Here is a 25,633-nt window from a genome sequence, read left to right on the forward strand (position 1 = left end):
GCGATAGAGGATGTCCTCGGGCAGGTAGCGTTCCATCGTGTGCTTCATCAGCCATTTACCGGTCGTACCGCGAATACGCAGGCGTTCGGGCAAGCGTGCGGCGAACTCGAGCAGGCGGTGGTCCAGCAGCGGCTCGCGTGCTTCAAGGCTGACGGCCATGCTGGTGCGGTCGGTCTTGGTCAGTATATCGCCGGGCAGCCAAAACTTGAGATCGGCGTATTGGGCTCGGTCCAGGCCGCTGCGCGCCGGGGCCTCACGCATTAGCTCTTCGAAGGGGTGTTCGGCTCTGTATTCACCCCGCTCGCGAAGCAGCACCTCGCCAAAAATGTCCTGGCGCTGTTCCGGCGCAAGGATCGACAGAGCGCGGGCATAGCCAGCCTCCCCACTCGCAGCGAGTGCGAGGAATGTCGTTTTCGCGCGCAAGGGTCGCGGCGCCCAATCGGCCTTGGGCCAAAGCTTCCCAAGCATGCTGAAGACCGGTTCGCGCAAGGCGCGCGGCAGGATCGCACGCGCCTGCTCCTCGCGCGCCTGGAACAGCTGCCTGCGGTAACCGGCGAAGGCCTCATCCGCGCCATCGCCGGATAGCGCGACCGTCACATGCTCACGTGCCAACTCGCAAACCCGCAAGGTGGGCAGCGCGCTCGCATCGGCAAAGGGCTCGTCGAAAATCCGGACCAGGCGATCGATCTCGCCGAACTGGTCGGCAGAGACGATTCGCTCATGGTGTTCGGTGCCGAACAATTCGGCCATCTTGCGCGCATGGCTGGTTTCATCGACATCGGCGACATCGAAACCGATCGAACAGCTCGTTACCGGCTTGGCGCTCACCTCGCTCATCAGGGCAACGACTGAGGAGCTGTCTACGCCTCCGGAGAGGAAGGCCCCAAGCGGGACATCGGCGACCATACGACTGGATACGGCTTCACGCATCAAGTGTAGCAATTGCGCAGAGAGATCTTCGGTCGAACCGCGCTCGCGCTGCTCGAAACTCAAATCCCACCACTTGACCGGCAAACCCGGCTCGCGACCGTGCTCGAGCAGCAGGTAATGACCTGCTGGCAGTTTTTCGACGTCCTTCAGGATCGAGCGATGATCGGGCACGTAGCCCCAGGTCATGTAATCTTCGATCGCGAGCGGATCGATCGTCCGCCGCATCAGCGGGTTGGCCAGCAGGCCTTTCAGCTCGCTGGCAAAGGCTAGCGCCCCACCTGAAAGTCGTGCGACGTATAACGGCTTCACCCCCAACCGGTCGCGCGCGAGGAACAGCTGGCGTTTCTCGAGGTCATAGAGCGCAAAGGCGAACATCCCGTCGAGCTTGTCCAGGCAGCGGGGTCCCCAGCGCTGCCACGCGGCAAGGATGGTCTCGGTATCTCCATCGGTGCGGAATTGCGTCCCGCCCTGCTCCAGTTCGTGACGCAGGCGGCGGTAATTGTAGATCTCGCCATTGAAAACGATCACGGCGCGCCCGTCGGTCGAATGCATCGGCTGTGGTGAGCCCGCCAGATCGATAATGGACAGGCGGCGATGACCGAGGCCAACCCCGGGGGCGGTCCACACACCAGCCCCATCGGGCCCGCGCGAGGCGAGCGCTTCGGCCATCCGTTCGATCCGATTGGGATCGACCGGCTTCACGCTCTCATAGTGGAATATCCCCGCAATCCCGCACATGCGCCCTGGGACCTAGCCGAGCCGGCCTAGGACAGCAAAGAGCATTGCGATCGCCAGCACTACCAAGAGGGCGAGGTTGGCAGACAGCGCCCGTCCCTCCCATCGCTCGAGGAGCGGTAGCGACGCGACTTCGCTTGCGGTCCAGCCGGCCTCTTCCGGAACGCGATCGAACCATCGCCAGGCGACGCCAAGCACCAAGGCGATGACGATGCCGAAGAAGAGCCAACCGTAGACGATGTGATCGAAGCCCCCAGCAGTCTCAGCCCCGACATACTGTGCGAGGAAGATTGTCGCCCATGCTCGGATACCATTGGCCACAATCGGGACGATCAGGCAGGATAGCATGAACCAGGCGCGGCGCTTCCAGCTGGTCAAGCAGGTATGGGCCACCAGCACACCTAATGCGACCATGGCGATCAGGAACTTCACGCCGGAGCATTCCTCAGCGACGATAAAGAGGCCCGCTGGGGTATCGATGCGGATTCCATCGGCTACCGTGGCGATCCCACTCCATTGGGTCAGAGCTGCCGCAATCTCTGCGGTAATCGACTGGAGCGGCGGAATGATCTCATCACCGAAGGGAATCAGGAAGACCATGTAGGCCAGTGGGAACGCGAGGATCAGCGCAGCCCGCAGCCCCAGGAAAGCCATTACTGCCCCTTGCAAGGCAGTGACAGCGCCGGCTTGGGCGATCAGGTTGATCCCGGCATTTCGACCAAGCAACCATGCAAGCAGGCCGAAGACGACCCACCCAAGCGCCGGCAGCCATCCTCGTTTCTCGACTTTTGCTAATTGATGACGACGCGTCCACGCCAGCCAGGCAATGATCGGCGGTATCAGCAGGATATGGCTGTAGGTATCGATATCCCACCACTGATGCGCCATCTCGGCCCATTCAGAGACCGTCAGCCAGATCAGTGCCACACAGGCGACGGCAAGGCGCAGCGATATCGGTCGCGCGGTCAGATCGACAGGGATTTCGGGAACAAGGTCAGGCACCCGCGGCACCCGGCTTCGCCTGACCAACCAGTCCCGCAAGCTGGGTGGATACTGTACCCCAACCCATGCGCTCGACGACAAAACGGCGCGCCGCTGCACCCATCAAGCGAGCGCGGCCAGGATCGGCAAGCAGACCTTCAATCCGCCCAAGCATCTCGTTCGCGTCGGGGTCGACTACGGAAAAGTGTTCACCATCCCGCGCGGGAATCCCCGTCGCCGCGCCCGCCGTCAGGACGACCGGCCGCGCCATGGACATGGCTTCGAGGACCTTGTTCTGCACCCCGCGCGCAATCTTGAGTGGTGCGAGCACGAGATCGGCTGATTTGAGATAGGGTCGGACATCGGGCACTTCGCCCCAGATGCGCACGCCGTCTTGTCCGTGTTTGTCCCTCAGCGAGCTAACCGGTGCCCGACCCACCACATGGAAGCGCGCGCGCGAATAGCGGCGACGCAGTGCGGGCATGATGTTTGCGATAACCCATTCGGCCGCCTCGACATTGGGGGCATAATCCATCTGACCGGTGAAGACGAGCTGGGGGTCTTCGCCTTCCTCCAGGTCTGGTTGCAGCGGAATGCCCTCAGGATCGAAGAACTGTGCGTCGATGCCGTTACCCAATGCAACAATCTGGGCGCCATCAGGGTTGGCCAGACGCGAGCGCAACAGCGCGGCCTCATGATCACTGATCAAGATCGTGGTATCGGCGCGATGCACCAGCCGTTCTTCCTCACGCAAAAGCAGCTTGGCCTCACGCGCATTGATCCAGCGGCGCTGACCCGCTTCGGCATAGGCTTCGAATTTGGCGCTATCGACATCGCATAAATCGACGATCACCTTCCCGGTGAAATCATCGGGAACATATTGCCCCATCTGTCCTGAAAAGACGAAGATCGTATCCACCCGATGGTTCACCAGGGTCTTGGTGACAAATCGGTGCATCGCCGCATGCTCGAAGGCTGTCAGGCTTACTGGCTTGCCCTTCAGAAGCGCCTCCAAACCGGCCAGCGGCATCGATTTCGAACGCTCGACCAGAGCGTGGGTCTTCGCGACTGCCTTCAACTCAACCTTCTGGGCAAGATCCTGCGCAGTCTCGGCAAAGGTGCCAACATGGACCGGCCCCAGTTGAGCCAATCCCTTGAGCAAATGATGCGAACGAATCTTGTCGCCACGATCCGGGGGGAATGGAACCCTATGTGCAAGGAACAGGACCTCACCCATGCTCAACCAAGCCCACGTGCAATCCAGGGGCCGACCCGATTGGCAATCGGCAGAGGCAGCTTCTTCCATAGCTCGATCTTGGTCGAGTAAGCTTCATCGGTCGGGTCGATGTTGCGTTGGCTACCGCTCTTTGCAGTCCAGCTACGATACACCAATGGCTGCGGCACAAAGCCCCAGTTCTTCTTGAATGCGAACGGGCCACTGTCTGTTTTCGAACGGCCGAAATCAAACCGCGTACAGCCTCTTTGACGTGCGTGCCGCATCAGTTCGTAATACATCCGCTCATTCGCCCGCAGGCCCCGCGCCGCGAAGCTACCTCCGCCCCAGAAGGGCATGACAGTAGCGCGATGGTAGAGCGACAAGACACTCGCGACAGGAGTTCCGTCACTCCAGACAGTGAGAATATCGGCATCGGTCCCGAACAGCTCGAGTACCGCATCGAACAAAGCACGCGGAAAAACCGGTGTACCCAGGTTGCGAACACTCTGGGAATAGGCAGCAAAGTGCGCTGAGCGATCCTTGCCGGCCGAACCGGTAGTGACCTCCAGTGGTTGTTCCAGCCCCTTGCGGACCTCGGCCCGTGCCTTGCGCGGTATGGCCAAAAGCTGAGCCTCGTCATCACCCGCTAGATCGGCTGCGAAATTGGCATGTTTGTTCTCGATACGCTGCCAATCCATTGGCGCATGCTCGCTACGCAGTTCGACACTCGTGGCCGCTTGCCGGACCGCCAGTTCTTCGGCCCCCCGGCAAAGCAAATCAACATCGCCTTGACGGTCAGCCAGCGCTCCCCCGCCAACACCAAAGCCACTCGAAACCAGTACCCTGCCGAAAAGCGGAGAGTGTACGAGATTTAGAGGGAGCCAACCGGCAATCGATCCACAACGTTCGAGCACCAGCCCAAGCGCAGTGTTTCCTGTCCCTCTCTCAATCGCACGCAACCACAACGGGCGGTGGAAGACACTGGCGCCCGTTTCCAGCACAAACGCCTCAATCCGTGCGACCTCGCCTTGGTCCTGCAGGTTTGCCAATCTAACTGTCATCGGAAGATTTGCCGGGGCGTTCACGCGGCCCAATCCAGACTCTTGGGTTTCTCGCGTTCGGCGAGCTCATCCATCCGCCCCCATGAGAAATCGACGAGCAGTTCGTTCAACTTATCAGCCATGCGCGACAAGTTCGTGTAGTGCCGTAGGCGAGATCGCATCGACGCGCCGGCTACGCGGGGTTGATCTGGATCCACTTCCCAGGGGTGAAAATAGAATACGGCAGGACGCCCGTCTTCGCGGTTGACCTGGCGGATTGCCCAGCGGCTGAAGCCATAGGGAAGCACGCGGAAAAAGCCGCCCCCGCCGGCCGCCAACCTGCGTCCGCGAAAAAGCGCCGTGGTCACAGGTATCTCGACAAGATCGCTGCCTGCAACTGGGCTGAAAGCGAAGCGTGGGGCCTCGCGCCAGCCATAGTGATCGTGCACCACTGGCGCGACGCTGGACGAATATGCATATCCGTATTCGGCCAGAACCTCGTGCGCCCAAGGATTGCGCCGATCGATCGAGAAGCTCGGCGCACGATACCCCCTAACGGGCGCGCCACTTGCATCCTCCAAGATACACTGCGCCTTCGAGATGTCGTCAGCAAACTGTTGTCTCGTCAGGGTGAAGACCCTGGTGTGATCGTAGCCATGGCTTGCCAATTCATGGCCGCGTTCGACAATCGCGCGCATTGCCTGTTTGTTGCGCTCCGCTACCCAACCGAGAGTGAAGAAGGTGGCCCTGACGCCTGCCTGATCGAACAGATCGAGTATGCGCGCGACGTTGTCGCCCACGCGCAACTGGAGTGAATCCCAATCCTGCTTCGCGATAGTGTGCTCGAAGGCGCCAACCTGGAACCAATCTTCGACATCAACCGATAGGCCGTTGACGATCCTTTGCCCGTTCATTGCGCCCCCCTGACAACGCTCCCAGCGTCAAGCCGCTGCCCGCGAAGCCTGACTCTCGAAATAATCGATCATCATGGTCAGAACGTGGCGCAGTGACTGTTCCTGCTCATCCAAGCGACGCTCGATTGCCGACAATCGCTCATCGAGATCACCGGGAAGAGCCCCACCCTGGATGCGGGCGGAGGAAAGTTTCTCCACCTCGTTCCGCAGTGCGGCCATATGTTTGTCACGCTCCGCAAAGGCGCCTTCGATCGCTTCGATCTGCACGTCGAGCAAACCGCGTTCGCGATCTGCGGTTGCAGGCTGCGCGGCTGGTGCCGTCATTTCAGAACGCACCCGCGCGATCGCATCTGCGGCTGGTAAATCCCGGTCGGGTCGCGGCCTGGCCGCGGGAGCATCACCTTGCTCGGGCGAACTATCGCCTGACATTTCATCCAGCACAGCCTCAAGCATGTCACTCTCCAGCACGGACTGTTCTTCAACCGCGCCCAACAGCAAGAGACGTGTCATGACCTGATTGACCTTGCGCGGGATTCCGCCGGTGGCTTTGTGCAGCTTGACCCACAGGCTGCTGTCAAGCTCGGGATTGCCATCCCAGCCGACATGGCGAAGTCGATGCATTACATAGGGCTCGATTTCACCAGGTTGCATCGGTTCGAGATGGTGAGCAGCAATGACACGCTGGCGCAGCTGTTCAAGCTCGTCGGACTGTGCGAGCAGATGCTTGAACTCCGGCTGCCCCAGCAAAAGCGTCTGGAGAAGGGGATGCGACCCCAGCTGGAAGTTTGAGAGCATACGCAGTTCTTCCAGCGCGCCGATCGATAGGTTCTGTGCTTCATCGACAATCAGCAAGACACGGCGACCGTTGCGCGCTTCCTCGTGCAGGAACAGTTCGATCGCAGCCAGTGCCGCCGCCTTATCGCCACCTGCAATATCGAGCCCAAAACTGCGCGCGGCGACGTGGATCATCTCCTCGCCGTCCAAGGCGCTGGTCACAACTTCACCCACGGTCATGCGATTGGCGTCGAGCTTCTGCTTGAGATGGGCCACCAGGGTCGATTTGCCCGCCCCGACCTCCCCGGTGATGACCACGAAGCCTTCGCCCTGATTGAGCCCATAGCCGAGATAACTCAGCGCCTTCTTGTGCGTGACGCTCTCATAATAGAACGCCGGGTCGGGTGTGAGCTGGAAAGGTCGCTCGCTGAAACCGTAGAAATCCTCGTACATCGGTGCGTCCTTATCAGAAATCGTAGCGAAGGCCGAGCAGCGCTGAAGCCGTAACGACTTCATTGGGAGCGGCATCGGCATCAAGCATGGAAAGTGCGACAGCAGCGCGGCCGGAGAGGCGACGCCATAATCGCTTGGTGACCGAAAGCGACGTGCCAAGCGCAAAAGCATCACCGAGATCGGCCGCACTATCAAACCAGTTGGCGTAGGTATTCAGATTAAACGTCGCATCAGGGCCAAGCGAGCCGGACAGATTGGCCGCGACGTAGAAGCTTTCGTCGACGACACCGTCGGCAAGCGCAAGCACCGTGCCCGGCGCGCCGATAAACTTACGCCGATCATAGCCGGCACCGACGCCGGCGGTCATCCGACCGACCTGGCGGCTGTAGCTGGCCACCACGCCGCGCCCACGGAAGACCGATGATCGGACCGAACCGAGCAAGCCATCCAAGCAACCCGAACCATCGAGGCTGCTGACACAGCCCGTGATGTTGCCGGTGACGGGATCACGAGTCACGATGAAGTCCGTTGGCAAGGCTGCCAAGGCATTGTTGAGTCGCCCACCAAAACCCTGGATGCCGTCATAGACACCAATCGACAGGCTACTCCGGCGGTCCGGCCGCCAGCTGAAGCTGCCGTAGTACGTTTCACTGTCGTAGCGGTGGCCGAAATGCGCCTCGAGTGAGGTGCGACGACTTGGCCGCCACATCACGCCGATATCCCAGATCAGGCCGTCCGCTTCATAGGCTATGACGCGGGGACTTGCCGGATCGGTCTGGTAGCGCCCGTTACTCCCCAGCACCGGATTGCCGCTGGCGTCGCGCACCGCGTCGCGGCTCGAGACTTCGACATCCTCCAACCCGACACCACCAACAAGCGCAAGCGACGAAGCGAGAGGTACCGTGACATCTGCGCGGACAAAGGCATCGCGCACCCTTTGATCGAGGTTGGATACGTCTTCCTGGTAGAAGCCGGCACCGACGCCAAGACCAACGGGCAGGCCCTGCCCCGGGGCAAATCCGGCACGTATGTTCGCGCTGTGACTGACGCTATCGTCAAACAGATCGGCGGACTGCCCATTAGTCGCCAGCACATCGGGACCATCGACCCTTGTGTAGCCGATCCGATAATTTGCAAAGACATCCACCGTGTCGATCCGCGTGCGCAGAGTCGGTCCGGCATAGAGTGAGTAGATCTGAGTGGTGAGATCCCCGGCTGGGAGATTGGCGATCACCGAGCGACCCGATCCATCGACGCTCGTTCGGCTGGCCAGGGCCCCCGCTTCAAAGGTCAGGACATTGGGCACAATCGAGGCGTAACCGCGCGCAACACCGGTAAGATTGTCGGAATCGCGCCCACCCGACTGATGAGCAAAATTGCGTTCATAGCGGATCGAGACCGTACCGCCGTTGTTCCTGCCTACGATCGCAGCATCAACACCAGCGGCCACCTGGGTGAAAGTAACTACATCGCTATTGGGCGAGATCTCCCAGTTCGCGATGTTGCTGATCTCGATGTAGGGATCGATGCGGGTCCGCCCGCCAACTTTGCCTGCTTCGCGATCCTCTTCCTGCGATTGCTCATCGCCATAACCTTGCGCCTGCAACGGCACCGCCGCGCAACACGCAATGGCCAGGGCAATTCGTGCCAAGGCAGACCGGATGACGAAACCGGGCATAAGCCTAGTCGCCGTACCCGTAGTAACTGCCAAACTTGCGCCCGCTCGGACTGAAGGTCGAATCGTTGAGCAACAGCTTGATGTCAGGGCAAGCCGATAGGAGATCAACCGCATCCTCAAGCGCAGCGCGGCCAGTCATATCGGCTCGCGCGACCAGCAGTGCCTGGCCGACATGCTTGGCCAGCTCAGCGGCGGGCGTGGCAGCAAGTGCCGGCGGGCTGTCGAATATCAGGATGCGATTGGGGGCACCGCGCGTCAGCCGATTGAGAACTTCCCAGGTGCGCTCACTGGCAAGGTATTCACTGTCGCGGCCAGTGCGCTCGCCAGCCGGCAGGACCCACAGCCCCGGAATATCGGTACCGACGATGAAATCCTCCACATGGGTTTCCGTATCGGCAAGCACATCCATGAAGCCCCGGCCCGCTTCGAGCCCCAGTTTGTTCATGATCGAAGGTTTGCCGAAATCGGCATCAATCAGCAGCACTTCTAGATCGCGCTCGCCGGCCATTGCGATCGCCAGGTTGAGCGTGCAAAACGTCTTGCCTTCGTTGACGTGGGGCGAACAGACCAGAACCCGGCGCGAGTGCGCACTCCCATCCGCCTTCGCGCTGGCAAGGATCTGGCGTTTCACGATGCGGAACTCTTCCAACAGTGTCGAGGCACCACCGTCAGGATCGATCAGACCTTGTTCCCGCAACAACGACCGCACCACTTCGCGGCGCGGCCCGGTGAAGGTCACCGCCGGCCCCGCCGGTTCGCGCGAAGTGGGTGACGGATGAGTATGGGGCGCGGCCTCTTGGTCTGGCGAAACCGGTTCCCCGATCCAGTCCGAGGCTCGGCGCTTGGGTGCCGCATGTGCCGCGTCTTCGCTTCGCCGTTGCGGCGCGAACTTCTTTGCCTTGTCGCTTTCCAGCTTTGAAGGGACTGCGGCAGGCTTCAGCTTGTCGAGACCAAAGGCACCGCTGGCGCGTTCAAGCAGCGAGGGGCGCTTGGCGTCCCCCGCCTTCTCCGGCGGGGTGATGTTGGTGGGCTTGTTCACTGACATGTCCCCTTCACGCCACCGATCCGACCTGGATCATCTCGACGACAAGCAACAGGAAGCAGATTCCGGCCAAGCCCCCGCTGGCCATCCAGAACTTCTTAAGCTGCGTCTTTTCGAAGCGCTGCGTTTCCCTGGTCATGGAACGCGAGACTGTTCCGATCACCGGAATATCGAGCACCCGCTCAAGCTTATCAGCGGTGGTGAAGCTGGACCTGAGCTGGCCCATCACGAAGGCGGCGCCGGAACCGACAGCAACTCCTGCCAGCAACACTCCGATCAGCAGGATGGGGCGATTAGGCGCTGCTGGCTTTCGTGGCGCGGTCGGCGGATCGATAACTTCGAACTGGAACGCGCTTCGCTCCGTCTCCACCTGGCCACGCAACCGCATCTCTTCGCGGTTCTTCAGCAGTTCGTCATACTTGTCCTTGAGCACTTCGTAGTCACGGCTGATGCGATTGGCTTCGGCGGCAACGGCAGGCTCATCGGCCTGCGATGCAATCAGCCCCGAGATATCGGACTGGAGAGCAGCCTTACGCGCCTGCAAGGCCTGGACATTCGCTTGCCGTTCAGCCCTGATCGATACCAGCGACGTATAGGCAGGGTTGGGAGAACCTCCGGTGCCCGCGGGTTCACTGGCTGCCTGTTCACGCAAGGCCTCGATCTGCCGTTTCTGGGCCTGAACGTCGGGATGGCTGTCAGTCAGCCCACGAGCACGCATGGAGGCAAGAGTCGCCTGCGCCTGCGCCAAAGCGCCGCGTGCACCGCCGCCTTCGCCAGGAGTCATGATCGATTTCGGCGTGCTGGCGATCTGGCCATTGATGGCCGCGAGTGCACTTTGCGCAGCGGCAATGTCCGCATCGACTCCGCGCATTTCATCACGCATGCCCTGGAGGCGATTGGTTACCGTGCCGGTTCCACCAATCAGATCAGGGTGCTGCGCCTCGAAGGCGAGGCGTCGCTGTTCGGCAGCCTCCAATTCCTTCTTCCGGTCATCGAGTTGCCTGTCGAGGAACACGATCGTATCGGCAACCTGGCCGCGATTGCCGGCGACGTTTTCCTCGCGGAAGATATCGATCAGTTTCTGTACCACGTCCTGTGCCAAGGCCGCATTCTCTGCGTCGGTCAGGCTGGATTTTCCGATCGTAGCAGTGAGTTCGAACAGATTGTCTTCCGTACTCTTCACCTCGACCTTCTTGGCCAGGCTATCGACCGCACTTTGCATCTCCCGCTGGGTATCGACCTTTGCACCCAGGCGAGTTGCACGGACGACCTTCTCTAGGTTGACTGCACTGGTAAGCGTCTGGCGCACCTTAGTGATCGCCTGTCGACCTTCACCCGAAATATCGAGCTGTTTCGAGAGAACATCGTCTAGCTCGACGTAAATGCGCGCACGGCTCTCGTAGCTGTTGGGGATCATCGCGACGAACAGCCAGCCTACGATACACACGCCCCAAGCCACCGCCAGCGCCAGCCAGCGGCGGTTCCAGACCGTATGCAGCGCGCTGCGGACCTCGTCGAAAACTTCCTGCATGCCCCCGGATGCTCCTAGAACGTGCTTTCAGGGATAATGATCACATCACCCGGCTGGAGAAGCACATTCGCCTTGCTATCCCCGCGCTTGAGCAAGTCGGAGAGGCGCAGGGCGTATTCGACCTGGCGGCCTTCTTGCTTGTCAAAACGGATCAACTTGGCACGGTTGCCCGCAGCGAACTCGCTCAAACCACCCACCGCGATCATGGCATCGAGCACGGTCATATTTGCGCGATACGGCAGGCTGGCGGGCTTGTCCGTCGCGCCAACAATGCGAACCTGCTGACTGAAGGTGCCGGCGAACTGGTTCACAATTACCGAAACCAGCGGATCCTCGATATATTGGCTCAACTGGGTGCGAATGTCCTCTTCAAGCATCGAAGGGGTTTTGCCGACTGCAGGCATATCCTTGACCAACGGGATGGTAATGCGCCCATCGGGGCGGACCTGGATCTTCTCGGCGCCCAGTTCTGGGTTGCGCCACACATGAATGGTCAGTTCGTCAAGTGGACCGATTACATATTCCTCGCCCGGCCCTTCCTGCAGAGCTACGAAGGTTGCAGGAGGGAGTTCAGGCCCCGTGCTGGTACAACCGCCGAGCGCGAGCGCAGTGGCAGCGCATCCGACGAGGAGCGAACGGGTACGGTTGAAACGCATGGTACATTTCCCTGGCATCGATGCGAGGGTCGACGGGTACCGCGATTGGCCTGCCATCCCCCATTGGACACCTGATGCCGAAAATAGGTGAACATACCGTTAGTCATAGGTGGCAAAGCCACCGGATTCCTTGATGTTTACCGTATTTCTGCGAACTGTCTCAAATCAGGACTTCCGCAGCGGCCCCCTGCCCAAGGAAGGCGCTCGGTGAAGCGCTGGCTCCGTAGGCCCCGGCACAAAAAACGGCGACAAGATCGCCCACCTCGGCTGGCGGCAGATATGCCTTGTCGGCAAGCCGGTCGAGCGGGGTGCAAAGGCAGCCGACAATATTCGCCTCCTCTTCCGGCTCGCCGCAGAAGCGGCTGGCAATAGCGACCGGATAATTACGGCGCACCACTGTGCCGAAGTTGCCCGAAGCCGCAAGCTGGTGATGCAGGCCGCCATCGGTCACTAGGTAGGTCTCTCCGTAACTCTCTTTGCGATCGATGATTCGAGTCAGGTAAACCCCTGCTTCGCCAACGAGATAGCGGCCGAGTTCAATAAAGAGTTCGGCCTCTGAAAGCGTCTCGGGGAGCCGTTCGAACCGCTCTGCCAGCGCGTCGCCTATCGCCTGAATATCGAGCGGCTCGTCGCCAGGGAAATAGGGAATGCCAAAGCCGCCACCCATGTTGAGTTTGGGCAGAACCAAGCCCGCTTCCGTAGCGATCCTGTCCGCGCAATCGAGCACTTTGGCCTGCATGTCGATCACTGCTTCGGCCGACAGTGCCTGGCTACCGGTGAAAATATGGAGCCCCCTCCATTCGCAGCCGGCATTGACGATCCTGCGCGCCAGTGCCGGGACACGGCCCGCATCGATGCCGAAAGGCTTGGCCCCACCGCCCATTTTCATGCCCGAGCTCTTGAGCTCGAAATCGGGGTTCACGCGGATCGCCAGCCGCGGAACGTGCCCCGTGCGCTCGGCGATAGCCAGCGCTCGCCCCGCTTCGTTCTCGCTCTCGAGATTAAGTGTAACACCAGCGGTAATTGCAGCTTCGAGCTCTTCGTCGCGCTTGCCCGGTCCCGCAAAACTGACGCGCGCGACGTCGAAGCCACTCGCGCGAACCATCTTCAGCTCGCCGCCAGATGCGATATCGAGCCCATCGATCAACGTCGAAACATATGAAAGAAGTGGCGCGAAACTATTGGCCTTTATTGCGTAATTTATCTTCAGCTGTTTCGGCATTGCCGCCCGTAGATGAGCGATCCGATCGGCAATGAGTTGTCGTGAGTACACGAACAAGGGGGTCCGCCCCGCTTCCGCCACAAGATCCGAAACCTTGCGCCCGCCAATCGCCAACTCGCCGTCGACAGCCGAATAGCCAGAGGGAATGGGGCCGAGAGGTTTCACGCGCCGATTTCCTGCGCGATTGCGGCTCGGTCGATCTTGCCGTTTGGATTGAGAGGCATCGTTTCGCGCCAGTGGATCACATGCGGCTGCATGAAATTGGGCAGGTCCTTCTGCAACACCTTCGGCAACATTTCCTCATAACCGTCCACACCCGCAGCTGGTCGCACGACCAGGTGGATCTCATGACCCAATCGTTCGTCCTTAACCCCCATCGCAACAGCCTCCGCAGCCAAGCCGCTCGCCAGTGCCGCGCTTTCCAGCTCTTGTGGGCTAATACGGTTGCCCGCGCTCTTGATCATCGCATCGCGGCGCCCAACGAAATAGAGCAGGTCATCGACTTCCCGTCTTACCCTGTCACCCGACCAAACGGCCGTCCCCCCGTAGCTTGAGCATGCAGGAGCCGGCTTGAACCGTTCGGCCGTTCGCTCTGGATCCTGCCAATAGCCTTGCGCCACGAGTGGCCCGCAATGCACCAGTTCTCCTTCCTCCCCCGGACCACAAAGCCGGCCTTCATCGCCGATCACGAGGATTTCGGCATGCGGGATAGCCTTGCCCATGGATGTGGGGTGCGTATCGACCAATTCGGGATCAAGATAGGTCGAACGGAACGCCTCAGTCAGCCCGTACATTGGAAACAAACGCGCCTGTGGAAACAGGGCGCGCAGGTCTCGTACCAATTCCACGGTCAGCGCCCCGCCGGAGTTGGTGAGGCGGCGCAGCGGTGCGCGTGCTTCCTCAGGCCAATCGGCTTCGGTCAGCTGGACCCAAAGCGGAGGGACGGCGGCCAATGTCGTGACTTTGTGCCTCGCGCAGGCCTTCGCCACGTCTCGCGGAAAGAGGTAATCGAGCGGAACCACGCTGCCACCCGCGTACCAGGTCGAGAATAGCTGGTTCTGCCCGTAATCGAAGCTGAAGGGCAGTACACCCAAGGTCACATCATCGCTCGCCAGGCCAAGGTAGTCTGTCACCGATACTGCACCGATCCACATATTCGCGTGGGTCAGCATCACGCCCTTGGGCCGGCCGGTCGAACCGCTGGTGTAGAGGATGGCTGCAAGTTCCTGCGGATCGTTGCTGGATGGACCCAGCGCATCCCCTCCTCCTTCAGCGAGCGTGAAAACGTCGGCTTCGTCCACCAACTCGCAGTCGCGCGGCACATCGCCATCTTCCAAAGTCGCCAGGCGCGCTTTGGTGCCCATCAACAGGACCGAGCCACTGTCTCCGAGAATGTGCGCCACCTGCGCGCGCTTGAGCAGTGGGTTTATCGGAACATGCACCAGGCCAGCCCGGGCCGCAGCCAATGGCAGCAGGCAGGTGAGCTCACCCTTGGCCGCCCAGCTCGCTACCCGGGAACCCTTCCTCATCCGGCTCGCCAACCATCCGGAAAGCTGCCCGACACGAATTCTCAACTCGGCATAGCTAAGCGTGCGATCGCGCAGCACCAGCGCAGGCGCCTGTGCATCGCCTCTCTCGGTCAGTTGATCGAGTGGGAATGGCGTGGGATCAGGCATTAACGCTCCGAAGCAAGGGATTCCGGGTGGTCACGGCGGTCAGCTATCACGAGACGGTTACCAAACTGCAAGAGTTCGCGCAGTTTGCCCGCGGCCCCTTCGACCGGCCCGAGTGGTACGCCCTGCTCGCATCGAACGGGTCATCCCCTTTCGTAGCGATTGCGCAATGCAACGCGCGCGAGGTCGCACTGCCATTGATGCGAACCAAGCATGGCCTTGCCAGCCTCACCAACTGGTTCAGCTTTACCTGGCGCCCACTGGGCCGCGATGACGAGTGGGTAGACGAGCTGCTGGTGACGCTCGCGATCGATCTGCGCAAACAGGCCAGCCGGATCATCATGGCGCCCCTGCCCGACGAAGATGGGAACGCAACGCGCCTCGAACGCAGCTTCCACAAAGGCGGGTGGATCGTCTTCCGCGAGCAATGCGACGAGAACCATGTGCTGCCCGTCGAAGGCCGTTCCTTCGCCGAATACTGGAGTTATCGCCCCGGCCAGATGCGCACGACCTTCAAACGCAAGGCCAAGAAGGTCGACGTCGAGATCTTCACGCGCTTCGAGGAGGCCGCCTGGTCGGCATATCAATCGATCTATGCCGAAAGCTGGAAACCTGCAGAAGAGCGCGCCGACCTGTTGGAGGATTTCGCCCGCGCAGAAGGCGCGGCAGGCCGCATCCGACTGGGCATCGCGCGGGCGGACAATGTGCCCGTCGCCGCGCAGTTTTGGACCGTCGAGGGCGATACTGCCTACATCCACAAGCTGGCCCACGTCGAAGCAGCCAAGCCATTGTCCGCCGGAACCACGCTGAGCGCGGCGCTTTTCGAGCACGTGATCGATACCGACAATGTCGAGCTGATCGATTTCGGCACCGGTTCGGATGCGTACAAGCGCGACTGGATGGAACGAAACCGTCCGCGCTACCGCCTGATTTGCCTCGATTGGCGGCAGCCGCGGGCATGGCCGTCACTCATTAAAGCCTTCGCCCGTCGCCTTGCACGCCGGAAGACGCAGGGTTAAGGCCGGCCAGCCAAGAGGGGGATCACTTCCGATATGACCACGCATGCTGCCGCCATCGACTTGAAACTCCGCGCGATCTTGCGCGATGTATTGGGGCTCGATGACGCACAGGTTGCCGGCTTCAACAGCGGTACCGGCCTGTTCGGCCACTTGCCCGAGCTGGATTCCATGGCAGTAGCTGGGCTTCTTACCGAGCTAGAGGATCAGCTAGACATCACTATCGACGATGACGAAGTCGATGGCGAGATGCTGGAGACCTACGGGGGGCTGCTGGCGTTCGCCCAAGCCAAATCGGCAGAGGGCTGAAACACTGCCATGTACGCCAGCTGGCCTTGCCCGATACCCTCCGGTGGGATGGGCGAGGAGATGGCCCTGGTTTTCGACGCGAGGCGCGGTTCGCGGCTTTTGGTGATCCCTCCCTTCTTCGATGAGGCTAACAAGTTTCGCCACCAAATTCTTGAAACTATGTCACGACTTGATGAACTGGGCGTCGACTCGATCTGTCCGGATCTCCCTGGATGCAACGAAAGCCTGATTCCGCACTCGGCCCAGTCGCTGGCAGCGTGGCGCATCGCAGCCATCGCGGCTGCAAACCATTTTTCAGCCACGCATGTCCTCGCATTCCGTTCTGGCTGCTGGATCGTGCCCAGCGCGTTACCGGGTTGGCTTTACGCACCGTCGAAGCCGGGCCAGGTCCTGCGTGCGATGCTCCGCGCCCGCACCATCGCCGCACGCGAAGCAGGCCGGCAGGAGACTGCTGAGAGCCTCCTAGAGCAGGGCCGTAAGGAAGGGCTCGAACTCGCGGGCTGGAAATTGGGAAGCGCCCTGATCGGAGAACTGGAGGCAACCGGGTTCGAGGTTCACGATCACCATAACACCATCGATCACTCCGAGATCGGCGGAAAAGCTCTATGGTTGCGCGCCGAGAACGATTTCGATCCTGAGCAGGCCGAGGCTCTGGCAGCTCTCATCGCTGCGGGGATTTCGTCGTGAAGCGGCTTCCGCTCAGCTTCGAATGCCAGGGCAAGCGTTGCGGCGCGACCTTGGACAACGCCCCCGGCAAGATCGGATTGCTGTTGGTCAGCGGGGGCAATGAAATCCGGGCTGGCGCTTTCAACGGGCAGGCACGGTTAGCGGCAGAGATTGCCGCCGCAGGTTTCCCGGTATTCCGCTTCGACCGCCGCGGGATTGGCGACAGCGCCGGCGAGAACCGGGGTTTTCGCAAGTCCCGCAAGGACATTACTGCCGCCCTCAACGCCTTCCGCGCGATCGCCCCGCAGGTCGAGCGCGTGGTCGCCTTTGGCAATTGCGATGCCGCAAGCGCGCTGATGCTCACCGAAGGCGCGGGATGCGATGCGCTGGTGCTGAGCAATCCCTGGACCATTGAGGACGAGACGGACGGCACGCCGCCGCCCTCCGCGATACGTTCGCGCTATGCGGACAAGCTCAGGAACCCGCGCGAAGTGCTGCGATTGGTCAAGGGCGGTGTGGATCTTGCAAAGCTTGCGCGCGGACTGGCACGCGCGCTGGGACCCAAGGCAGCGCCCACTACGCTGGCGCAAGAGATGGCTATCGGCATTGCCGAGTTCAAAGGGCCCGTGCGCATCCTCCTCGCGACCACCGACCGCACAGCACAGGTCTTCGAAGAAAACTGGGTCGGCGCCGATAGCCGCATCGCACGCTGCCCTTGGGCCGACCACGCATATTCATCCGCGGAGGCCCGTGCGTGGTTCAAGGATCGCCTGCTGGAGGCGTTGCGCGATCAGCGGATGAAGTAGCTGGTCAGCTCGACATGGGTCGACCAACGGAATTGCCCCACCGGTCGCAGCGTCTCGAGGCGAAAACCCGCATCGACTAATACCCTAGCATCCTTGGCCCAACTCACCGGATTGCAGCTGACATAGGCCACCCTGCTCGCCTTACTCGCCGCGATCTGGGCGACCTGCTCACGCGCGCCTGCACGCGGCGGATCGAGCAGCAGGGCGTCGAAGCGTCCCGCCTCGTCCGACTGGAGGGGATTTCGAAACAGGTCGCGATGAAGTGCGTGGACGGATAGCCCCCGCGCATTCGCCGCAGCCTTGCTGGCTAGGTGCGCGTCGCGTGAAGCCTCTACTGCAAGGACCTTGGCCGGACCGGCGAGTGCAAAGGCGAAAGTGCCCAGACCGGAAAACAGGTCGGCGATTGTGCCCGCCCCGGTCAGGAAATTCTGGGCATCCGTGACCAAGGCACTCTCCCCATCCCCGGTCGGCTGAAGGAAGCTACCGTGGGGGAACGGCACTGGCACCTGCCCGAGCGTAACCGTCAGCGGCTGCGGTTCCCACACGGTTTCCGGTCCATAGCCACGATCGAGCGACAGGCGGGCCAACTGCTGTTCGCGCGCAAAGTCGAGCAGTGCTTCAGTCACAGCCAGGCCATCCGCTTCGATACCTTTGAGCGTGCAATCCACGCCCTGGTCGACGACGGTCAGCTCGATATCGACGGGCAGCTTGCCGCCATGATTGGCGATCACCGAACGCAGGGGGGAAATTAGCGCGAAGAGCTCGGGCAGCAGGATGTGGCACTCGGCCAGGTCGACGATGCGGTGCGCGCCCTTCTCCCGAAAACCCAGCACCGCACCCTTGGCCGTACGCAAGGCATGCAGCGTAGCCCGGCGGCGGGTACGCGGTGGCGAGAGGTGGGTCGGCAGCAATTCACCGACTGCTATCCCCTGGCCCTCGGCGGCGAAGGCCACCCGTTCAGTGACGAAACGCCGCAGCGCCTCTTCATCCGCCTGCTGCAGCTGGCAGCCTCCGCACGTTCCGAAATGGCGGCACGTCGCTTCGACATGGTGCGGTCCAAGTTCCAGTGTTCCGTCAGGACGAACGATATCGCCGGGTACGCCGCCCGCGACATGTCGGCCCAAGTTGGTGACGCCATCGCCCTTGGCCGCGATGCGCAGGACCGTTTCAAGTTCGCTCACAGGAAAGACGCCATGGCCGGTTTCACCGCACGGGCAAGATCACTTGCCGAGAAAGCCGGTGACGCCAATCGGGCAGCCTCCTGATGCAGCCACACGCCTTCCTCGCAAGCGCGCAGCGGATCGCCATGGCCAGCCAGTCGTGACGCCACGATACCGGCAAGAACATCGCCCGTACCCGCGACGGAGAGCCAGCTTGAACCACGCGGGAAAAATCGCACCGTGGCGTCACCGGCAAGGATCGTGTCGGGCCCCTTGGCGAGCACCGTCAACCCGGTGACGTCGCGCAGTCCGCGCACCCGGTCGAGCTTGCTATCCGCCGTGACGCCGAAGGCATCGCAAAGCTTGGCAAGTTCGCCTTCGTGCGGGGTGATGCATAGCTTCGTGGCGTCAGCCCCTTCGAGCATGTCGGGGTCGAGAAGATGGAGCGCATCTGCATCGAGCACGGTCGGCTTGCGCTGCTCGATGACCTGCGCCAGCCTGCTGCGCGCTATGGCGTCGCGTCCGGCGCCGGGACCGAACAGCAGGGCACTGTTTCGCGTATCATCAAGCGCTTCATTGACGTCCCTTTCGACAACCAGATCAGCAGGCGGGTTAGGGTATGGATTCTCGCTGAGCAGCTTCACATAGCCTGCTCCGGCGCGCATTGCTGCCTCGGCCGCGAGGAATGTTGCACCGGGCATCGTACCGGCGACGATGGTGAGCAGTCCTCGGCGATACTTGTGAGAGCCGGGCGAAGGCGCGGTAAAGCTGGGCCGGGAGGACATCGTAGACGTGAACCCTTGGAGATCGAGGCCGATCAGCACGAGCCGTTTGGCACCCATCGAGGCCATGGCCGGCATTAGTCCATGCGCTTGCTTCCACGCACCGAGCGCCAGGGTTAGATCATATTCGGGTAAAGGCCCCAGCACTGCGCCGGTATCGCTTTCGACCGCACTGGGAACATCAATAGCGATTTTATAACAGAGCTTTGTCGATAATTCTTCGAGTAGATCTTTGAACTTACCCCCGACTTCTCGCGTCAGCCCGTAGCCGAACAGGCAATCGACCACGACCGGGTTGCGCAGATGTCCTTCTGCCTCAACCTCGCCCGAGAAGTGGGCTCGGGCTAGCTGCGCGGTCGCGGTACCCGGTTCGCACGGCGCGATTACCTGCACCTGATAGCCCCTCTTGTAGAGCGTATCGGCAATCACGTAGCCGTCACCGCCATTGTTGCCAGGCCCGCATAGCACCGTAACCGGTCGCCCGGCCGCCACCCGTGCGATCCACTGCGCAGCGCCTTCGCCCGCCCGCTGCATCAGTTCCCATTCGCTGGTTCCAGCATCCATCGCCGCACGCTCGACGGCACGCATCTGGGCTACGGTGAGGACGGCGTCAGTCATGCCTCGGCTCCGGAAGCTGCGATGACTTTATACGAAAGCGGTCGCCAGCGACTGTCAATTCAAGGAACTCGCTATTGGTTTCAGTACTTGAAGTGGCCAGTTCGGCGCCATCTGCCGCTTGCCATCCGCCACCGGGGCTACTCTCAAATCGCCGAAAGCCGCCATCAGGCCGCCACAGGACGAACTGGTGGGTGCCTTCGACCGGCTTGAGCATACAGACGGTCTCGAAACTCTCGCCACCATCAAGCGCGCAATCGACCGGCAAGCCCCCCTGTTCTGCAATTTCGGGCGCCCCTCCATCCCAACAGGCTGCCAGGGCAGCGCAGGCGGAAAGGGTCAGGCAGGGCCGCAACGAAAGCATCCCTCGCCGCTGCCACGGCGACGCGCCGGGGGCAAGGGTCAGCGCTTTATCTGAGAAACGTCACGGATCGCGCCGCGAGCTGCGCTGGTGGTCATCGCGGCATAGGCTTCGAGCGCTGGAGAGACCTTACGCGGACGCACTTCGGCCGGCTGCCAGCCGGCAGCATCGCGCGCCGCGCGGCGGGACGCCAGCTCTTCATCCGATACCGCCAGGTTGATCGACCGTTCAGGTATCGAGATCACGATGGTGTCGCCAGTCTCGACCAACCCGATAGCCCCGCCCTCAGCCGCTTCGGGCGAGGCGTGACCGATCGACAGGCCCGACGTGCCGCCAGAAAAGCGCCCGTCGGTGAACAGGGCGCATTGTGCTCCCAGCCCCTTCGATTTGAGATAGCTGGTCGGATAGAGCATTTCCTGCATCCCCGGCCCGCCCCGCGGACCTTCGTAGCGGATCACCACGACTTCGCCCGCCACCACTTCTCCCGCGAGGATGCCCTCGACCGCAGCATCCTGGCTCTCGTAGACTCGCGCAGAGCCGGTGAAGCGCAGGATGCTCTCGTCGACCCCGGCGGTCTTCACGATGCAGCCATCCTCGGCAATGTTGCCGTAAAGCACGGCGAGCCCGCCATCCTTGCTGAAGGCATGTTCGGCACTGCGGATCACCCCGTTCTCGCGATCGAGGTCGAGATCGGCCCAGCGGCGCGACTGGCTGAAGGCGGTCTGCGTCGGCACGCCGCCCGGCGCGGCAGAGAAGAACTCGCGTACCTTGTTGTTCTGCGTGCGGCCGATGTCCCAATCGTCGAGTGCATCGCCCATGGTAGGGCTGTGCACGGTCGGCAGCGCGGTGTGGAGCAGGCCCGCCTTTTCGAGTTCGCCAAGGATCGCCATGATCCCGCCAGCGCGATGGACGTCTTCCATGTGTACGTCGCTCTTCGCCGGGGCGACCTTGCTGAGACACGGCACCTTTCGGCTAAGCCGGTCAATATCCTTCATCGTGAAATCGACCCCCGCCTCATACGCGGCGGCAAGCAGGTGAAGCACGGTATTGGTCGATCCACCCATGGCGATATCGAGGCTCATGGCATTTTCGAAGGCTTCGAAGCTCGCGATGGTACGTGGCAGGACGCTTTCATCGTCTTCCTCGTAGTAGCGCTTGGCGAGCGTCACCACGAGCCGCCCCGCCCGTTCGAACAGGCCCTTGCGGTCGGCATGGGTCGCCAGCGTCGAACCGTTGCCCGGGAGCGAAAGCCCCAATGCCTCGGTCAGGCAATTCATCGAGTTCGCGGTGAACATGCCGCTGCATGATCCGCAGGTCGGGCAGGCGTTCTGCTCAATCGCGGTCACTTCCTCGTCGGAGTAATGTTCGTCCGCTGCGGCAACCATGGCATCGACGAGGTCTAGAGCGACCTCCTTGCCCTTAAGCACGACCTTGCCTGCTTCCATCGGGCCGCCCGAAACAAACACTGCCGGGATGTTGAGCCGCAGCGCCGCCATCAGCATGCCGGGGGTGATCTTGTCGCAGTTCGAGATGCACACCATTGCATCGGCACAATGCGCGTTGACCATATATTCGACGCTGTCGGCGATCAGGTCGCGGCTGGGCAGCGAATAGAGCATCCCGTCGTGGCCCATGGCGATCCCGTCATCGACCGCAATGGTATTGAATTCCTTGGCGACCCCGCCCGCTGCCTCGATCTCGCCCGCGACCAGCTGGCCGAGGTCCTTGAGGTGGACGTGGCCCGGCACGAACTGAGTGAAGCTGTTGACCACGGCGATGATCGGCTTGCCGAAATCTCCGTCCTTCATCCCGGTGGCGCGCCACAATCCGCGCGCGCCGGCCATGTTGCGGCCGTGGGTGGTGGTGCGGGAACGATAGGCAGGCATGGCAGGTCTCTCTTGCTGGAAGGCCCTGCCTAGCAGACCGCAGAGCCTGCGCTAACGCTAGATTGGCGCGAGGGCGGCCAAGCCTGCCTTTCAGAGCTCAAGCGCTACCCGCCCCATCACATCGGCCAGCAGCATTGCCCAGCGTGACTGGCCCGCTTCGCTTTCGATCTGGTCCTGGCGGATCTCGATAGCGCAATAAGGTATTCCGTGCGCTTCGGCGTGGCGGTTCATCGTCGAGTTCAGTTGCCTGCCCGAATAGGGCTCGTTGTCGCCCACCGTCAGGCCCTGCTCGCCCAACAAGCGGATGGCATGCCGCGCGGCACGATCATCCTCGTTATAGAGCAGCGCGACTTCCCAAGGCCGCGCCTCATCGCTGGTTCTGAGCGCCGGTGTGAAGCTGTGGATCGAGATGATCAGCTTGGGCCGGGCAACGTCGACGAACTCCGCAAAAGCCTCATGATAGGGCCGGTGAAACCTTGCCAGGCGAGACTCGACATCGGCTCCGATATTGCCGGGGATTAGGTGCCCGTCGCTGGAGGTTGGAACGACAGCCGGATCGTCCTCATCTCGATTGAAATCGCAGACGAGGCGACTGACCGTGGCAATATGCGCCGGGATGCCATGACGGCGGGCAAAACGATCGGCTACGCCCTCGGCCCCGATGTCGATCGCAATGTGTTCAAGCATCAGGGCGGGTTCGATGCCGAGTTCGATACCCGCAGGGACATGATTCGATGCATGATCGGCAACGCAGATCAGGCCACCCGGCCTGAGGTCGTCGACGCCCACTTGGCGGAACGGCCTTCCGTCGATCATCTGAGCTTGCCCTTCATTTGCCACCAGCCGGGATGATCAGCGGCGATGCGGGCCGCGGCCTGGTCCCGCGCTGTTTCGTCATCGTAAAGTGCGAAACACGTCGCGCCTGAGCCCGACATACGGGTGAGAAAGGGCGAAGTTCCGCGAAGCGCCGCGAGCACACCCGCCACTGGCGGACAAAGCGCAATGGCTGGGCCTTCCAGGTCGTTGCGCCCCTCAAGCGCGATAGTGCGCGCGTTGCCCGCAGGCATCGGGCCGCGATCCGTGCCGTCCCAGGCCTTGAAGACCGGGCCGGTGGAAAGCGGCACCCGCGCATTGACCAGCAACACGGGCGTGCCTGCAAGGCTGTCGTCGGCGGGTTCAAGCTCGGTCCCCGTACCCCGCCCGATGCAGGTGCGACTTTCGACGCAGGCGGGGACGTCGGCGCCAAGCGCGGCCGCACGGTCTCGCCAGTCGTCCGGCAGACCGTGGGCGTCGCGGATAAGGCGGAATACTGCTCCAGCATCGGCCGATCCTCCGCCCAGACCCGCAGCCACCGGGAGCTTCTTCTCCAGCGTGATCGCCAGTCCGCTATCATGAGGCAGCACCGCCAGCGCCTTCGCGACCAGATTGTCGGATGGATCGTCCAGCCCGCCAGCAAACTCGCCGACCACAAGCACCGCATCCTGAGCCGCGGGCTCGACGCTCAGCACATCCCCCGCGTCGACGAAGGCGAACAGCGTCTCGAGCTCGTGGTACCCGTCCTCCCGCCGCCTGCGGACATGCAGCGCGAGGTTGATCTTGGCGTAGGCGGTTTCTTGCATTTGGGACTTGATTGCATCCCTGTCCGTCATCCCAGCGAAAGCTGGGATCGTTGCCGATCAAGCGAGTCGGTCAAACAAATCGTCCCACTCCGGATTAGCCCTCTCGATAAGCTCGATCTTCCAAGCTCTTTTCCAGGCCTTCATGGCTTTCTCGCGAGCGATCGCTTCCGAAATGTCATCGTAAACTTCAGCATATACAAGTCGCTTCAACCCGTAGCGCCTGCAAAACGAGGAACCGACGCCAGTCCGGTGCTGATCAATGCGAGTTGTCAAATCTGCGGTCACACCAATGTAGAGTACCCCATCGCGCTTGTTCGCCATGATGTAGATCCAACCGCCCATACACTAAACTTTCGTTGGTGGAGAGCGATCCCAGCTTTCGCTGGGAAGACGGATCTGGCCGGACTGGTTGTGGAAGCCGCTACATGTTCGGATAGTTCGGCCCGCCGCCGCCTTCGGGCGTCACCCAGGTGATGTTGCCGTTGGGATCCTTGATGTCGCAGGTCTTGCAGTGGACGCAGTTCTGCGAGTTGATCTGGAACTTGGGCGATCCGTCCTCGTTCTCAAGCCACTCGTAGACGCCTGCGGGGCAGTAGCGGGTCGAAGGACCGGCGAAGACGCCCAGCTCGCTCGCCTTCTGCAGCTCCATGTCGGCCACCTTGAGGTGCACCGGCTGGTCCTCGGCATGGTTGGTGTAGCTGAAGCTGACATTGGTCAGGCGGTCGAAGCTGAGCTTCCCATCGGGCTTGGGATAGGCGATCGGTTGGTACAGGTCGGCGCGTTGCAGTGACTCGCTGTCCTTGTGGTGCTTCATCGTGATCGGCAGGCCGATCTTGAGCGTGCGCATCCACATATCGATCCCGGCGAGCACGGTGCCCAGATCGTCGCCCCACTTGGCGACCATTGGCTGCGCATTCTTCACCAGCTTCAGCTCGTCTGCAATCCAGCTCGACCGCACGGCCGAGTCATAGTCCCGCAACTCGGTGTGTTCCTTGCCCGCGTCGATCGCTGCAGCGATGCTTTCGGCGGCGAGCATGCCGCTCTTCATCGCGGTATGGCTGCCCTTGATGCGCGGCACGTTCACGAAACCGGCCGAACAGCCGATCAGCGCACCACCCGGGAAGGCCAGCTTGGGCACGCTCTGCCAGCCACCCTCGTTGATCGCGCGCGCGCCATAGGCAACCCGCTTGCCGCCTTCGAGGATCGCGGCAATCTCCGGATGGTGCTTCCAGCGCTGGAATTCCTGGTAAGGCGAGACGTAGGGATTGGCGTAGTCGAGCGCGGTGACGAAGCCGAGTGCGACCTGGCCGTTGGCCTGGTGATAGAGGAAGCCCCCGCCCCAGCTGCTGGTTTCGGATAACGGCCAGCCCTGCGTGTGAATCACGCGACCGGGCACGTGATTCTCGGGATCGATATCCCACAATTCCTTGATGCCAATGCCATAGACCTGTGGCTGGCAATCCGCCTCGAGATCGAACTTCGCCTTCATCTGCTTGGTCAGGTGACCGCGCGCACCCTCGGCAAAGAGCGTGTACTTGGCGTGGATCTCCATGCCCGGCTGGTAATCG

Annotated in this window: 24 protein-coding genes; 4 read left to right on the forward strand and 20 right to left on the reverse strand. The window is 61.8% G+C overall.

Translation table 11 applies throughout. The features are described 5' to 3' along the window. The 12 genes from AAFM29_RS12330 to AAFM29_RS12385 form a co-directional block, all read right to left on the reverse strand. Window positions 1-1,668 (reverse strand): XrtA/PEP-CTERM system amidotransferase (locus AAFM29_RS12330; protein ID WP_341713098.1); only part of this gene is annotated, 1,668 nt, incomplete at its 3' end. 12 nt (window positions 1,669-1,680) lie between these two features. Then, entirely contained in the window at window positions 1,681-2,667 is a 987-nt protein-coding gene (gene xrtA / locus AAFM29_RS12335) for an exosortase A (protein WP_341713099.1), read from the reverse strand. Continuing rightward, entirely contained in the window at window positions 2,660-3,883 is a 1,224-nt protein-coding gene (locus tag AAFM29_RS12340) for a TIGR03087 family PEP-CTERM/XrtA system glycosyltransferase (RefSeq protein WP_341713100.1), read from the reverse strand. Before AAFM29_RS12340 ends, xrtA begins: the two co-directional genes overlap by 8 nt. A gap of 2 nt (window positions 3,884-3,885) precedes the next feature. After that, a complete protein-coding gene (locus AAFM29_RS12345; RefSeq protein ID WP_371830743.1) occupies window positions 3,886-4,947 on the reverse strand; it encodes a FemAB family XrtA/PEP-CTERM system-associated protein in 1,062 nt (353 codons plus the stop codon). Continuing rightward, window positions 4,944-5,816, reverse strand: coding sequence for an XrtA system polysaccharide deacetylase (locus AAFM29_RS12350; RefSeq protein WP_341713102.1), 873 nt, complete (start codon window positions 5,814-5,816; stop codon window positions 4,944-4,946). Before AAFM29_RS12350 ends, AAFM29_RS12345 begins: the two co-directional genes overlap by 4 nt. A gap of 27 nt (window positions 5,817-5,843) precedes the next feature. Continuing rightward, window positions 5,844-7,043, reverse strand: coding sequence for an XrtA/PEP-CTERM system-associated ATPase (locus AAFM29_RS12355; protein WP_341713103.1), 1,200 nt, complete (start codon window positions 7,041-7,043; stop codon window positions 5,844-5,846). 13 nt (window positions 7,044-7,056) lie between these two features. Next, a complete protein-coding gene (locus tag AAFM29_RS12360; protein ID WP_341713104.1) occupies window positions 7,057-8,721 on the reverse strand; it encodes a preprotein translocase subunit YajC in 1,665 nt (554 codons plus the stop codon). Between the two features lie 4 nt (window positions 8,722-8,725). Next, entirely contained in the window at window positions 8,726-9,766 is a 1,041-nt protein-coding gene (locus tag AAFM29_RS12365) for a capsular biosynthesis protein (RefSeq protein ID WP_341713105.1), read from the reverse strand. 7 nt (window positions 9,767-9,773) lie between these two features. Beyond that, window positions 9,774-11,294 (reverse strand): XrtA system polysaccharide chain length determinant, encoded by a 1,521-nt coding sequence (locus tag AAFM29_RS12370; RefSeq protein ID WP_341713106.1) that lies wholly within the window; start codon window positions 11,292-11,294, stop codon window positions 9,774-9,776. A gap of 14 nt (window positions 11,295-11,308) precedes the next feature. Further along, on the reverse strand, window positions 11,309-11,950 hold the full coding sequence (locus AAFM29_RS12375) for an XrtA/PEP-CTERM system exopolysaccharide export protein (protein WP_341713107.1): 642 nt from the start codon (window positions 11,948-11,950) through the stop codon (window positions 11,309-11,311). 160 nt (window positions 11,951-12,110) lie between these two features. Next, window positions 12,111-13,337, reverse strand: a complete 1,227-nt coding sequence (locus tag AAFM29_RS12380; RefSeq protein ID WP_341713108.1) for a pyridoxal-dependent decarboxylase, exosortase A system-associated — start codon at window positions 13,335-13,337, stop codon at window positions 12,111-12,113. Further along, window positions 13,334-14,848 (reverse strand): acyl-CoA ligase (AMP-forming), exosortase A system-associated, encoded by a 1,515-nt coding sequence (locus tag AAFM29_RS12385; RefSeq protein ID WP_341713109.1) that lies wholly within the window; start codon window positions 14,846-14,848, stop codon window positions 13,334-13,336. The genes AAFM29_RS12380 and AAFM29_RS12385 overlap by 4 nt, the downstream gene beginning before the upstream one ends. Before the next feature lie 26 nt (window positions 14,849-14,874). On the opposite strand from AAFM29_RS12385, the gene AAFM29_RS12390 reads away from it, so the two are divergent. From AAFM29_RS12390 to AAFM29_RS12405, 4 genes are all read left to right on the forward strand, one after another. Next, complete coding sequence (locus AAFM29_RS12390; RefSeq protein ID WP_341713110.1) at window positions 14,875-15,864, forward strand: GNAT family N-acetyltransferase; 990 nt, start codon at window positions 14,875-14,877, stop codon at window positions 15,862-15,864. 33 nt (window positions 15,865-15,897) lie between these two features. Next, window positions 15,898-16,170: an acyl carrier protein gene (locus AAFM29_RS12395; protein ID WP_341713111.1), complete on the forward strand. Its 273-nt coding sequence runs from the start codon at window positions 15,898-15,900 to the stop codon at window positions 16,168-16,170. Between the two features lie 159 nt (window positions 16,171-16,329). Further along, window positions 16,330-16,857, forward strand: coding sequence for a hypothetical protein (locus tag AAFM29_RS12400; RefSeq protein ID WP_341713112.1), 528 nt, complete (start codon window positions 16,330-16,332; stop codon window positions 16,855-16,857). Then, complete coding sequence (locus tag AAFM29_RS12405; RefSeq protein WP_341713113.1) at window positions 16,854-17,642, forward strand: hydrolase 1, exosortase A system-associated; 789 nt, start codon at window positions 16,854-16,856, stop codon at window positions 17,640-17,642. The genes AAFM29_RS12400 and AAFM29_RS12405 overlap by 4 nt, the downstream gene beginning before the upstream one ends. Here AAFM29_RS12405 and AAFM29_RS12410 read toward each other — a convergent pair. The 8 genes from AAFM29_RS12410 to AAFM29_RS12445 all read right to left on the reverse strand — a co-directional run. Continuing rightward, the gene (locus AAFM29_RS12410; RefSeq protein WP_341713114.1) at window positions 17,627-18,823 is read right to left on the reverse strand and encodes a class I SAM-dependent RNA methyltransferase; all 1,197 of its coding nucleotides are present in this window, start codon (window positions 18,821-18,823) and stop codon (window positions 17,627-17,629) included. The genes AAFM29_RS12405 and AAFM29_RS12410 overlap by 16 nt on opposite strands. Then, window positions 18,820-20,202 carry an NAD(P)H-hydrate epimerase gene (locus AAFM29_RS12415; protein WP_341713115.1) on the reverse strand — a complete coding sequence of 461 codons (1,383 nt, stop codon included), beginning with the start codon at window positions 20,200-20,202 and terminating at the stop codon, window positions 18,820-18,822. Before AAFM29_RS12415 ends, AAFM29_RS12410 begins: the two co-directional genes overlap by 4 nt. Then, entirely contained in the window at window positions 20,195-20,563 is a 369-nt protein-coding gene (locus AAFM29_RS12420; protein WP_341713116.1) for a hypothetical protein, read from the reverse strand. Before AAFM29_RS12420 ends, AAFM29_RS12415 begins: the two co-directional genes overlap by 8 nt. Window positions 20,564-20,601: 38 nt before the next feature. Beyond that, window positions 20,602-22,446 carry a dihydroxy-acid dehydratase gene (gene ilvD / locus AAFM29_RS12425; RefSeq protein ID WP_341713117.1) on the reverse strand — a complete coding sequence of 615 codons (1,845 nt, stop codon included), beginning with the start codon at window positions 22,444-22,446 and terminating at the stop codon, window positions 20,602-20,604. Window positions 22,447-22,536: 90 nt separating this feature from the next. Continuing rightward, on the reverse strand, window positions 22,537-23,262 hold the full coding sequence (locus AAFM29_RS12430; protein ID WP_341713118.1) for an N-formylglutamate amidohydrolase: 726 nt from the start codon (window positions 23,260-23,262) through the stop codon (window positions 22,537-22,539). Next, window positions 23,259-24,065, reverse strand: a complete 807-nt coding sequence (locus tag AAFM29_RS12435) for a 4-(cytidine 5'-diphospho)-2-C-methyl-D-erythritol kinase (RefSeq protein WP_341713119.1) — start codon at window positions 24,063-24,065, stop codon at window positions 23,259-23,261. The genes AAFM29_RS12430 and AAFM29_RS12435 overlap by 4 nt, the downstream gene beginning before the upstream one ends. A 57-nt stretch (window positions 24,066-24,122) precedes the next feature. Then, window positions 24,123-24,407, reverse strand: coding sequence for a GIY-YIG nuclease family protein (locus AAFM29_RS12440; RefSeq protein ID WP_341713120.1), 285 nt, complete (start codon window positions 24,405-24,407; stop codon window positions 24,123-24,125). A gap of 79 nt (window positions 24,408-24,486) precedes the next feature. Further along, window positions 24,487-25,633 (reverse strand): electron transfer flavoprotein-ubiquinone oxidoreductase (locus AAFM29_RS12445; RefSeq protein WP_341713121.1); only part of this gene is annotated, 1,147 nt, incomplete at its 5' end.

Source organism: Erythrobacter sp., assembly GCF_038133525.1.
Classification (GTDB): domain Bacteria; phylum Pseudomonadota; class Alphaproteobacteria; order Sphingomonadales; family Sphingomonadaceae; genus Qipengyuania.

Excerpts from the sequence above, each read along its gene's own strand:
- AAFM29_RS12365 (WP_341713105.1), bottom strand. The coding sequence starts at position 9,766 with ATGTCAGTGAACAAGCCCACCAACATCACCCCGCCGGAGAAGGCGGGG.
- AAFM29_RS12435 (WP_341713119.1), bottom strand. The coding sequence starts at position 24,065 with ATGCAAGAAACCGCCTACGCCAAGATCAACCTCGCGCTGCATGTCCGC.
- AAFM29_RS12340 (WP_341713100.1), bottom strand. The coding sequence starts at position 3,883 with ATGGGTGAGGTCCTGTTCCTTGCACATAGGGTTCCATTCCCCCCGGAT.
- AAFM29_RS12440 (WP_341713120.1), bottom strand. The coding sequence starts at position 24,407 with ATGGGCGGTTGGATCTACATCATGGCGAACAAGCGCGATGGGGTACTC.
- AAFM29_RS12350 (WP_341713102.1), bottom strand. The coding sequence starts at position 5,816 with ATGAACGGGCAAAGGATCGTCAACGGCCTATCGGTTGATGTCGAAGAT.
- AAFM29_RS12415 (WP_341713115.1), bottom strand. The coding sequence starts at position 20,202 with ATGACTGACGCCGTCCTCACCGTAGCCCAGATGCGTGCCGTCGAGCGT.
- AAFM29_RS12370 (WP_341713106.1), bottom strand. The coding sequence starts at position 11,294 with ATGCAGGAAGTTTTCGACGAGGTCCGCAGCGCGCTGCATACGGTCTGG.
- AAFM29_RS12385 (WP_341713109.1), bottom strand. The coding sequence starts at position 14,848 with ATGCCTGATCCCACGCCATTCCCACTCGATCAACTGACCGAGAGAGGC.
- ilvD (WP_341713117.1), bottom strand. The coding sequence starts at position 22,446 with ATGCCTGCCTATCGTTCCCGCACCACCACCCACGGCCGCAACATGGCC.
- AAFM29_RS12400 (WP_341713112.1), top strand. The coding sequence starts at position 16,330 with ATGTCACGACTTGATGAACTGGGCGTCGACTCGATCTGTCCGGATCTC.
- AAFM29_RS12355 (WP_341713103.1), bottom strand. The coding sequence starts at position 7,043 with ATGTACGAGGATTTCTACGGTTTCAGCGAGCGACCTTTCCAGCTCACA.
- AAFM29_RS12430 (WP_341713118.1), bottom strand. The coding sequence starts at position 23,262 with ATGATCGACGGAAGGCCGTTCCGCCAAGTGGGCGTCGACGACCTCAGG.
- AAFM29_RS12375 (WP_341713107.1), bottom strand. The coding sequence starts at position 11,950 with ATGCGTTTCAACCGTACCCGTTCGCTCCTCGTCGGATGCGCTGCCACT.
- AAFM29_RS12395 (WP_341713111.1), top strand. The coding sequence starts at position 15,898 with ATGACCACGCATGCTGCCGCCATCGACTTGAAACTCCGCGCGATCTTG.
- AAFM29_RS12420 (WP_341713116.1), bottom strand. The coding sequence starts at position 20,563 with ATGCTTTCGTTGCGGCCCTGCCTGACCCTTTCCGCCTGCGCTGCCCTG.
- AAFM29_RS12360 (WP_341713104.1), bottom strand. The coding sequence starts at position 8,721 with ATGCCCGGTTTCGTCATCCGGTCTGCCTTGGCACGAATTGCCCTGGCC.